Below are 10163 nucleotides of genomic sequence, written 5' to 3'. Positions count from 1 at the left end.
GTGGCCCGTTGCTGCCACAGATGAGCACGTTGTGCATCGCCGCCGGCCGTAAAGACAAGGTGCGCCCAGGCGACATCCTTGGCGCACTGACCGGTGACGCCGGGATTCCGGGTGCCCAAGTCGGCAAGATCGCGATCTTTGATTTCCAGGCGTTCGTGGCTGTTGAGCGCGGGATCGCCAAGCAGGCGTTGCAGCGTTTGAATGACGGCAAGATCAAAGGCCGCTCGTTGCGCGTGCGGATCCTCTGACCTGATCGTTCCCACGCTCCGCGTGGGAATGCCGCCATGGACGCTCTGCGTCCGCTTTGTGACGCAGAGCGTCACGGGATGCGTTCCCACGCAGAGCGTGGGAACGATCTGATCTGATGAACATGAGGAAACTGTTTTGCGCTCGACCGAAGTTGTGATCATTGGCGCCGGCGCCGCAGGCTTGATGTGCGCGCTGACCGCCGCCGGGCGTGGGCGCAAGGTGATGCTGATCGACCACGCCAACAAGGCCGGCAAAAAGATCCTGATGTCCGGCGGTGGCCGCTGCAATTTCACCAACATGTACACCGAGCCGGCCAACTTCCTCTCGCACAACGCGCATTTCTGCAAGTCGGCCCTGGCCCGCTACACCCAGTGGGATTTCATCGGGCTGGTGGCCAAGCACGGCGTGCCGTACCACGAGAAAAAACTCGGCCAGCTGTTCTGCGATAACAAGTCCAGCGACATCCTCGGCATGCTGCTCGATGAGTGCATCCAGACCGGCGTGAGCCTGCACCTGGACACCTTCATCGAGGAAATTGCCAAAGTCGACGGCGGCTATCAACTGCAAACCACCTTGGGCGAACTGCGCTGCGAATCCCTGGTGATCGCCACCGGCGGCCTGTCGATTCCGACCCTGGGCGCCACCGGTTTTGGTTACCAGGTGGCCAAGCAGTTTGGCCACGAACTGCTGCCGACCCGCGCAGGCTTGGTGCCGTTCACCATCACCGACCAGCTCAAGGAGTTGTGCGGCGAGTTGTCCGGTACGTCCGTGGATTGCCTGGTGAGCTGCAACGACCAGAGCTTTCGCGAGAACATCTTGTTTACCCACCGTGGCCTCAGTGGCCCGGCGATTTTGCAGATCTCTTCCTACTGGGAGACCGGTGACACGGTTGAAATCAACCTGCTGCCCGACCACGACGCCCACACCTGGCTGCAACAGCAACAGGTCGAGCACCCCAACAGCGAGCTGAAAACCCTGCTGGGTGAGATCTTCACCAAGAAGATGGCCAACCTGTTGGCGCAGATCTGGTTTGTGTCCAAGCCGATGAAGCAATACACCCACGCCGAAGTGGCCGACATCGCGCAAAAGCTGTCGAGCTGGCAGTTGGTACCGGCGGGCACCGAAGGCTATCGCACGGCCGAGGTGACGCTGGGTGGCGTGGACACGCGGGAAGTGTCGTCCAAGACCATGGAGTCGCTGAAAAGCCCGGGCTTGTACTTTATCGGTGAAGTGCTGGATGTGACCGGTCACCTGGGTGGGTTCAACTTCCAGTGGGCATGGGCTTCCGGTTACGCAGCCGCCCAATACGCCTGAAGAATGTACGCAGTCAACAGGTGGGAGCTGGCTCGTCGAATCGTCGCACCGCTGCGATAGCGGTGTTGGATTCACCGCCGCTATCGCAGGCAAGCCAGCTCCCACAGTAGTTTCGTGGTGTTCTTAGGATGTTGGCTGGAATAAATTTTGCTGTTACATGTGATCGCCACGCTTGCCGTGGCGTCATTACTGGCTCAATTTAGCGGCATCGTCCCGGAAGACTCCAGACTTCATGTCATCGACCTCGTTCAAGCAGTCCATGCGGCGCCTGTGGGCGCTGGATAAATTCAGTTACAGCGTTCGGGTATTCATCGCCCTCACCGGCAGCATGGCGCTGTGCTGGTATCAAAACGAAATGACCCTGCTGATCCCGCTGTTCCTGGGGATTATCGCCAGCGCCCTGGCCGAGACCGATGACAGTTGGCAGGGCCGCCTGAATGCGTTGGCGGTAACGCTGGTGTGTTTCAGTGTCGCCGCACTGTCGGTTGAACTGCTGTTCCCTTATCCGTGGATCTTCGCCATCGCCCTGGCCCTGGCCAGCTTCTGCCTGACCATGCTCGGCGCGTTGGGCGAACGGTATGGCGCGATTGCTTCAGCGACGTTGATTCTGTCGGTGTACACCATGATCGGCGTGGACCAGCGCGGTGGCGCCGTCACCGACTTCTGGCACGAGCCGTTGCTGCTGGTGGCCGGCGCCGCGTGGTATGGCGCGCTGTCGGTGCTGTGGCAGGCACTGTTTTCCAACCAGCCGGTGCAGCAAAGCCTGGCGCGGTTGTTTCGGGAGCTGGGGCGTTACCTCAAGCTTAAATCGTCGCTGTTCGAGCCGATCCGCCAACTGGATGTGGAAGCGCGCCGCCTGGAACTGGCCCAGCAAAACGGCCGGGTGGTGGCGGCGCTGAATGCCGCGAAAGAAATCATCCTGCACCGCGTAGGCAATGGCCGCCCCGGCTCAAAAGTCAGCCGTTACCTGAAGCTGTATTTTCTGGCCCAGGATATCCACGAACGCGCCAGCTCGTCCCACTACCCTTACAACGCCCTGGCTGAAGCCTTCTTCCACAGCGACGTGCTGTTCCGCTGCCAGCGCCTGTTGCGCCAGCAAGGCAAGGCCTGCCAGGCCCTGGCCGAATCGATCCAGCTGCGCCAGCCGTTCATTTATGACGACAGCTTCGCTGAAGCCCTGGGCGACCTGAACGCCTCCCTGGAACACCTGCGCATCCAGAGCAACCCGGCCTGGCGTGGCCTGTTGCGCTCGTTGCGTGCGTTGGCCGCCAACCTGTCCACCCTCGACCGCCTGCTCGGCGATGCCAGCAACCCCGACTCCCTGGCCGACGCCACCGACAGCAGCCTGCTGGACCGTGCCCCGCGCAACCTCAAGGAAATGTGGACGCGCCTGCGCACGCAACTGACGCCGACGTCACTGCTGTTCCGTCACGCCCTGCGCCTGCCGCTGGCACTGAGTATCGGCTATTGGATGGTGCACTTGATCCACCCGTCCCAAGGCTACTGGATCATCCTCACCACCCTGTTCGTGTGCCAACCCAACTACGGCGCCACGCGGCGCAAGCTGGGCCAGCGGATCATCGGCACCGCCATCGGCCTGACCGTGGCCTGGGCGCTGTTTGATCTGTTCCCAAACCCGTTGGTGCAGTCGATGTTCGCCATCGCCGCAGGCCTGGTGTTCTTTATCAACCGTACCACCCGCTACACGTTGGCCACCGCGGCGATCACCCTGATGGTGCTGTTCTGCTTCAACCAGGTGGGCGACGGTTACGGGCTGTTCCTGCCGCGCCTGTTCGATACCTTGCTGGGCAGTTTGATTGCAGGCCTGGCGGTCTTCCTGTTCCTGCCGGACTGGCAAGGCCGGCGCCTGAACAAAGTGCTGGCCAACACCCTGACCTGCAACAGCATTTACCTGCGCCAGATCATGCAGCAATACGCCGCCGGCAAGCGCGACGACCTGGCCTACCGGCTGGCGCGGCGCAATGCGCACAACGCCGATGCGGCGCTGTCGACCACGCTGGCGAATATGCTCATGGAACCTGGGCATTTCCGTAAGGAAGCCGATGTGGGCTTCCGCTTTCTGGTGCTGTCGCACACCTTGCTCAGTTACCTTTCCGGGCTGGGTGCGCATCGGGAGACTCAATTACCGGCCGACGTGCGTGAACATCTGATCGACGGCGCCGGTAACAGCCTGGCGGCGAGTATCGACGAAATCGCCACGGGGCTGGCCAACAAGCAGCCCATCGCGATTCAGAGTGATGCCGAGGAAGCGTTGGCGGCGGACCTGGAGCAGATGCCCGATGAGATCGATGAAGGGCAGCGGCTGGTGCAGACGCAACTGGCGTTGATTTGCCGGCAGTTGGGGCCGTTGCGCACGTTGGCGGCGCATTTGATCAAAGATACCAGCGCAGCGTAGACCGCCATCGCAGGCAAGCCTGCTCCCACCTTTGAAGGTGTTCGCCATTCAAAATGTGGGAGCTGGCTTGCCTGCGATGGGGCCAGCAGAAACACTACATCCCATGCTCCTTCATCAACCGCGCATAACTGCCATCTGCCTTCATCCGCGCAATCTCCCGATCAAAGCTGGCCACGATCTGTTCATGCTCCGGGTTCTTCAGGCTCACCAGAATATGCAGGCTGTTCTCGCTCAACGGCTTGGGTAAAAACTCCACCGCGTTGCGCACCCGTGGCGACTCCCGCGCCAGGTAATAGCGGGCCACAAACTCATCTTCCAGCGTCAGCTTGACGCGTTTGGCCGCGAGCATACGCACCGCCATGGCGAAGTTATGCACCGGCACTTTCTGCAACTGCGCATCCTGGTCGAACGCCGCCGAATAGGCGTAGCCGCGCACCACGGCGATGGGATCGTCGTGCAGTTGCTCCAGGTTCTGATAATCGATCGGGTCGTCGCGGCGCTTGATAAACCGCACGCGATTCATCAGGTATTCGCCGGAAAACTGGCCCAGCTTGGTGCGGGCATCGTCGTACCAGGCGTTGATCAACACGTCATAACGGCCATCGCCCACGCCCATCAGCGCCCGCGCCCATGGCACTTGTTCGAAATCACTGGCATAGCCTGCTCGAGCCAGCGCCGTACTGACAATATCAGTGGCCAGGCCGCCGTTGATCAAGGTCGAATCGGTAAACGGTGGCCATACATCCGCTACCAGTCGCAGGCGCTGCGCCACCGCCGGCTGAGCCAGCAGCAACACTCCTATTAAAGCAACGGCACGAGAAAATCGCGGCATGCTCAAAGTCCTTGGCGGGCAGGCATTGGCCTGATAACAGTAGCTCATCAATGAGCCTGTATTGCAGATTACACAAAGAAGCCTGTGGCGATCGGACTGAATGATGGCAAATTGACGCCATTCACAAAAATGCTCAATTTAGACAGGACGGGCGGCGGCGCTTACTATCGGCCACAGACATTAATAAGGGAAAACGCCATGACGGTTGAATGGGTCTGCAAACATCACGAAGACCTCGGCAAAGAGCAGCTGTACACCATTATGCGTCTGCGCAATGAGGTGTTTGTCGTCGAGCAAAAATGCGTTTATCAAGACCTCGACGGGCAGGATCTTTCGGGCGATACCCACCACTTGATGGCCTGGCAAGATGACGTGCTGGTGGCCTACCTGCGCCTGCTGGACCCGGAATCCCAGGGCGGTGATGTGGTGATTGGCCGGGTGATCGTCGCGCCGGTGGCACGCGGTACCGGGCTGGGGCACCAGATGATGGAAGAAGCCCTCAAGCGCATTGAAGACATCTGGCCGCAGACGCCGATCTATCTGTCAGCCCAGGCGCATTTGCAAGGGTATTACGGCAAGTATGGGTTTGAAGTGGCGGGTGAGGAATACCTGGAGGATGACATTCCCCATATTGGTATGCGGCGCCAGTAAGGACGCCATCGCAGGCAAGCCAGCTCCCACACGTTGAATTGCGAATACTTCAAGTGTGGGAGCTGGCTTGCCTGCGATGAGGCCAGAGCTGCAAGCACCCGGTTCAGGGATAACCCAACACCTGCTTGACCGCCGCAAGGTTCGCCTCGATCCAGCGCCGATCAATCGCACCCCAGCTACGAATCCGATAACGCCCGGCATGATTGCGCGCGCCATCCTCCTGCTCAAACTCACACACAATATCCAGATCAGCCAACGCCGCAATCGTGTCCTGCGCCGTGCGCCGTGGCATCCCGGTGGCGTCGGTGAGTGCCGGCACGCTGCTGGCCTGGCCGCTGTCGATCAGGTAGGCCACATACAGGCGGCGGTAGAAACTGCTTTTGGTCTTGCTCACATCCATGCTCGACGCCTTTTGAAGTTAGGGCTTGCCCTGCAAGTCGCGATACGTGAGGTACACCCGCAGGTCGAACTCCACCTGATGGTAGCCCGGCATCATGTACTCACAGAGTTTATAAAACGCCTTGTTGTGGTCCGATTCCTTGAAGTGCGCCAGCTCGTGCACCACGATCATGCGCAGAAACTCCGGTGCGGCTTCCTTGAACAGCGCCGCAATGCGGATTTCTTTCTTGGCTTTGAGGTTGCCGCCCTGCACCCGTGAAATCGTGGTGTGCAGGCCCAGGGCGCGGTGGGTGAGGTCCAGGCGGTTGTCGAACAGCACTTTGTCGATGGCCGGCGCGTTGCGCAAGTGTTCCTGCTTCAACGCCAGGGCATAGCTGTATAACGCCTTGTCGCTCTGCACGCCGTGGCGCTCGGGGTAGCGTTGCTCCAGGTAGGCGCCCAATTGGTCCTTGGCGATCAATTGGCGCACTTGCTCCTGGAGCGCTGCGGGGTAGGCCTGGAGGTATTTCAGCGCGGTCATGGGGTTCTGCAACAGGGTTTGAAGGCCGCCAGTGTAGCGAATTCACAGCAGACGAGGGTGGGACCAGGCAGCCACTTCCTCCGCCACCAACGGTTGGGCAGCCAACGGCCCCTGAATAAATGCGCAGCCATTGGCCTTGAGCCACGTTGACTGCTCGAGGGTTTCCACACCCTCGGCGATCACCAACACCTCAAAATGTGCGCATAACTGGATGATACTGCGCGCCATTGCCGCGTCCCTTACCGAGCCTGGCAGGCGCGCCACCAGTTGCGGGTCGAGCTTGAGCGTATCGAACTCCAGGTCCCGCAGGTGGGCCAGGGAGCATTGGCCCAGGCCGAAGTCATCCAAGGCAATGCGCACGCCGATCTGGCGCAATAACTTAAGCTGCTTATGGGTCTCTTCCAGGTTACTCATCAGGCTGTCTTCGCTGATTTCCACCTCCATCTGGCGCCCCTGCAACCCATGCCGCTCGAGTACCTGCTGCAGTTGGCTGGCGAGGTTGGGCATATTGAACTGGCTGGCACTCAAGCTCACGCTCAGCACCAACTCTTGATCGAAGGTGGCTTGCCAGGCTTGGCGCTGGGCAGCGACTTGCTGGTAGATCCAGGCGCTCAACTGGCTGATCAGCCGCGCCTCTTCAAGCAGCGGCAAGAATAAGCCCGGCGGCACATCGCCGACGCTGGGGTGCTGCCAGCGCAGCAGCGCCTCGACACCGCGCAAGCGCCCGTCTTCCAAAGAGACCTGGGGCTGGTAGACCAGGGTGAAGTCCTTGTTTTGAATCGCGGTGCGCACGCTGTCTTCCAGCATCAACCGCGAACGGGCGCGGCCGTTCATTTCCTGATCGTAATAGCGATATTGCTGACGGCCCGCGCGCTTGGCTTCGTACATGGCGATATCCGCCGCACGCAACAGGCCGCTCAGGTCGGAGCCGCAGTCCGGGAACGTCGCGATGCCGATGCTGACGCCAAGCATCACCTCCAAACCGTCCACTTGCTGGCACACAGACACTCTTTCGATCAGTTTTTCCGAAATCTTGGCGGCCTGCTCCGGGCACTCCAACTCCAGCAATGCGGTGAACTCATCCCCGCCCATACGCCCGAGAATGTCGCAGGAGCGCAAGCAGGCCTGCATCTGCTCCGAGACCCAGCGCAGCACGCGGTCACCCGCGTCGTGGCCCAACGAGTCATTGACCCGTTTGAAACCGTCCAGGTCCAGATACAGCAACACCAGCGACTGCTCGTTACGCTCACTGCGCAGCAAGATGTTCTCCACCGCCTGGTGAAAGCCGCGCCGGTTCAACAGCCCCGTCAACGGATCGGTCACGGCCTGGAACTCCAACTGCTGGTGCAGATGGCGTACCTCGGACATGTCCAGCACGGTCACCACCATGGCCTTCTGCTCGGCGGGCAGCGGTGCACAGGACAACGCCACGGGCACCTGCTGACCACGGCCGGTGCGCAAAATCGCGTCGTGCTGACGCCACGTTTCACCCCGGCGGTATGCCTCGTACATCGGGAAACTCAACCACGCGGGCACATGGGGTTTTTGCAGGAAGCTCAAGAAACTCTCGCCCTGCAACTCGGCCATGGTGGCGTTCAGCAAGCGTGAAATCGCCGGGTTGGCGTACTCGATCACACTGCCCTCGCCCACCACCAACAGGCCTTCGGCGGCGTTGTCGAGCACCGAGGCGTTGAAGGCACGCGCCAACTCCAGGTCGTGGCTCAGGCGCTGCAAGGCGCGGCGGTTGCGCTGCTGCTCCAGCAGGGCCTGGACCTTGGGCTTGAGCACCTGCGGGTCAAAGGGTTTGAACAGATAGTCGATCGCGCCGCTGGCATAGCCTTCCTGCACAGCGGCGGACGATTGGGCGTGGGCCGTGAGAAAGATAATCGGCGTCATGCGTGTGCGCTGGCTGCCACGCATCAGGCGTGCGACTTCAAAGCCATCCATGCCGGGCATGCGTACATCCAGCAAGACCAGGTCGACCTCGTGGGCAAGCAGCAACTCCAAGGCTTCCAGCCCGGAAGCGGCCGTGATCACGTGCCAGTCTTCACGCTGCAAAAGCGCACGCATGCTGATGAGGTTTTCCGGGTAGTCATCGACGACCAAAAGAACCGAACTGCCATCGCCGGGGTGTGGAGCGCAATCCATGCTACGTCTCTTCCTTGAGGGGCTGCACCGGTCACTTCTGCTACAAAAACCGGACAAACACTGAGGGCTCACTCTAGCCCCGCTTTAAAAAAAGCAGAAGTGACGTGGATGCCATCATTGCGCCAAAGCTCAGGAAGCCGACTAACGGTCAAGCCCTACATCCCACGGCCTGTGGGAAACATGGCTTTTTGGCATTTAGCTGACGCCAATAATTTGCCACAAACTGTTTAACAACCGGACAACCACCGCCTATAAAGAACCTGTACAGCCCTCGGGCTAAAGCCTTCACCCTCTGTAAAAGGCCAACACCATGATCGACCTTTCCACCTGGAACCTCAGCATCCCGGTCGGCTCCCCGCCCACGACCATCGACACCCCCAAGCTGCTGAGCGGCTTCAAGGACCAGTACTTCCAGGCCGAAGGCAGCAACGTGCAATTCTGGACACCCGTGACCGGCACCCGCACCGAAAACGCCATCTACCCACGCAGCGAGTTACGCGAAACCTACGCCGATGGGCGCCTGCGCAACTGGACTTACAACGAAGCCAACAACTTCCTGCGCGCCACCGTGGCCGTCAACCAGGTGCCCTCCAGCGGCAAAGTGGTTATCGGCCAGATCCACGCGTATGACAGCCAGAAACCGCTGATCAAACTGGAGTACCAATTCAAGGAAAAAACCCAGACCGGCAACATCGTCGCCAAGGTGCGCATGCGCCCGGATGATGGTGAGGGGCGCGTGGTCACCGTCGCCTCCAATGTGCCACTCAACAAGAGCTTTACCTACGTGATCAACCTCAATAAAGCCGGGCTGCTCAATGTGTATGCCGCAGATGGCGAATGGAACGAGCGCATAGGCGCCGCGTGGGGTGCGAAACCGCTGTACTTCAAGGCAGGGGTGTATGTGCAGGACAACAGCGGCGACAGCAAGGAAGGCGCACGGGTGACGTTTGCCAAGTTGGATATTGATCACGAGTAGAGCGTGAAAGAAGCCCCGTTAGTAACGGGGCCTCTTAGTGGGTTTAATCAACGCACATCAGCATAAAGCCCATTGAAGAATCGCCGGCGGGTTTGTTATCGCCTACTTTGAGTGTCAATACATTAATGTAATTGATCGCCGGCAGCCCACCCAACTTGGCGTGACCATAGAAGATACGTTCATTAGAGTACACATCCGTCACCGACACCGTACAGAAGCTCGGCACCTCTTTAAAAACACCGGGCACGAATCTAACTTTATACTCTGAAAAGTAGTCAGGTTGCGCAGTCAACTTTACTTCTTTAATCCACGTGGGCGATTGCGCATAGACCGTTCCCTTATCGTCAACAGACGCTGTATATACCCTGCCTTTCCCATAGACCGACGCAGCAGAGCCCACTGCCATCAACGCTATGAAAATGCCAGCAACTTTAATAAAGTTCATTATCACTTCTCTCTAATCGAATACATTTCAAAGCCCAACCTTAAATGATTCGAAGGCGATAAAAGCGCACTTTCAATGGTGTACAAATAAAACAGAAAAACCATCAAGACACTGTGCGTTCTACTGACCGGCTTTAGGATGCTTCCGATCGCAAACAACTGTTGAGTCGCCACTATTCGTAGGCAAACTCCGACAAACACCAAGACTATTCCC

The 10163-nt window shown here is 59.4% G+C and carries 10 protein-coding genes; 5 read left to right on the top strand and 5 right to left on the bottom strand.

Annotated features, from left to right (window positions below; genetic code table 11):
* The 3 genes from FEM54_RS14695 to yccS form a co-directional block, all read left to right on the top strand.
* Positions 1–248 (top strand): DbpA RNA binding domain-containing protein (locus FEM54_RS14695; protein WP_171045841.1); only part of this gene is annotated, 248 nt, incomplete at its 5' end.
* A 136-nt stretch (positions 249–384) separates the two neighbouring features.
* Complete coding sequence (locus FEM54_RS14690; RefSeq protein ID WP_138451595.1) at positions 385–1563, top strand: BaiN/RdsA family NAD(P)/FAD-dependent oxidoreductase; 1179 nt, start codon at positions 385–387, stop codon at positions 1561–1563.
* 232 nt (positions 1564–1795) lie between these two features.
* Positions 1796–3979: a YccS family putative transporter gene (gene yccS, locus FEM54_RS14685; protein ID WP_138451593.1), complete on the top strand. Its 2184-nt coding sequence runs from the start codon at positions 1796–1798 to the stop codon at positions 3977–3979.
* A 94-nt stretch (positions 3980–4073) separates the two neighbouring features.
* On the opposite strand, the gene FEM54_RS14680 is transcribed toward yccS, so the two are convergent.
* Entirely contained in the window at positions 4074–4811 is a 738-nt protein-coding gene (locus FEM54_RS14680; protein WP_017139386.1) for a substrate-binding periplasmic protein, read from the bottom strand.
* Between the two features lie 198 nt (positions 4812–5009).
* Here FEM54_RS14680 and FEM54_RS14675 point away from each other — a divergent pair, with 198 nt between their 5' ends.
* Positions 5010–5462, top strand: a complete 453-nt coding sequence (locus tag FEM54_RS14675) for a GNAT family N-acetyltransferase (RefSeq protein WP_017139387.1) — start codon at positions 5010–5012, stop codon at positions 5460–5462.
* Positions 5463–5565: 103 nt separating this feature from the next.
* On the opposite strand, the gene FEM54_RS14670 is transcribed toward FEM54_RS14675, so the two are convergent.
* Genes FEM54_RS14670 through FEM54_RS14660 form a run of 3 tightly spaced genes read right to left on the bottom strand, consistent with a single transcriptional unit; the run spans position 5566 to position 8529 of the window.
* Positions 5566–5862, bottom strand: a complete 297-nt coding sequence (locus tag FEM54_RS14670) for a winged helix-turn-helix domain-containing protein (protein WP_017139388.1) — start codon at positions 5860–5862, stop codon at positions 5566–5568.
* A gap of 18 nt (positions 5863–5880) precedes the next feature.
* Positions 5881–6381, bottom strand: coding sequence for a M48 metallopeptidase family protein (locus tag FEM54_RS14665; RefSeq protein ID WP_017139389.1), 501 nt, complete (start codon positions 6379–6381; stop codon positions 5881–5883).
* Positions 6382–6423: 42 nt separating this feature from the next.
* On the bottom strand, positions 6424–8529 hold the full coding sequence (locus FEM54_RS14660; protein WP_138451591.1) for a putative bifunctional diguanylate cyclase/phosphodiesterase: 2106 nt from the start codon (positions 8527–8529) through the stop codon (positions 6424–6426).
* Between the two features lie 310 nt (positions 8530–8839).
* Here FEM54_RS14660 and FEM54_RS14655 point away from each other — a divergent pair, with 310 nt between their 5' ends.
* Complete coding sequence (locus FEM54_RS14655; protein WP_017139391.1) at positions 8840–9505, top strand: polysaccharide lyase family 7 protein; 666 nt, start codon at positions 8840–8842, stop codon at positions 9503–9505.
* Between the two features lie 43 nt (positions 9506–9548).
* Here FEM54_RS14655 and FEM54_RS14650 read toward each other — a convergent pair whose 3' ends face one another.
* Positions 9549–9950, bottom strand: coding sequence for a hypothetical protein (locus FEM54_RS14650; protein ID WP_138451589.1), 402 nt, complete (start codon positions 9948–9950; stop codon positions 9549–9551).
* Between the last annotated feature and the right edge of the window lie 213 nt (positions 9951–10163).

It is taken from the genome of Pseudomonas edaphica (assembly GCF_005863185.1).
Lineage (GTDB): Bacteria > Pseudomonadota > Gammaproteobacteria > Pseudomonadales > Pseudomonadaceae > Aquipseudomonas > Aquipseudomonas edaphica.
Note: the sequence above shows the minus strand (reverse complement) of the source record. Positions and strands in the feature narration are given on the sequence as shown.

Excerpts from the sequence above, each read along its gene's own strand:
- FEM54_RS14650 (WP_138451589.1), bottom strand. The coding sequence starts at position 9,950 with ATGAACTTTATTAAAGTTGCTGGCATTTTCATAGCGTTGATGGCAGTG.
- FEM54_RS14670 (WP_017139388.1), bottom strand. The coding sequence starts at position 5,862 with ATGGATGTGAGCAAGACCAAAAGCAGTTTCTACCGCCGCCTGTATGTG.
- FEM54_RS14675 (WP_017139387.1), top strand. The coding sequence starts at position 5,010 with ATGACGGTTGAATGGGTCTGCAAACATCACGAAGACCTCGGCAAAGAG.
- yccS (WP_138451593.1), top strand. The coding sequence starts at position 1,796 with ATGTCATCGACCTCGTTCAAGCAGTCCATGCGGCGCCTGTGGGCGCTG.
- FEM54_RS14665 (WP_017139389.1), bottom strand. The coding sequence starts at position 6,381 with ATGACCGCGCTGAAATACCTCCAGGCCTACCCCGCAGCGCTCCAGGAG.
- FEM54_RS14680 (WP_017139386.1), bottom strand. The coding sequence starts at position 4,811 with ATGCCGCGATTTTCTCGTGCCGTTGCTTTAATAGGAGTGTTGCTGCTG.
- FEM54_RS14655 (WP_017139391.1), top strand. The coding sequence starts at position 8,840 with ATGATCGACCTTTCCACCTGGAACCTCAGCATCCCGGTCGGCTCCCCG.
- FEM54_RS14660 (WP_138451591.1), bottom strand. The coding sequence starts at position 8,529 with ATGGATTGCGCTCCACACCCCGGCGATGGCAGTTCGGTTCTTTTGGTC.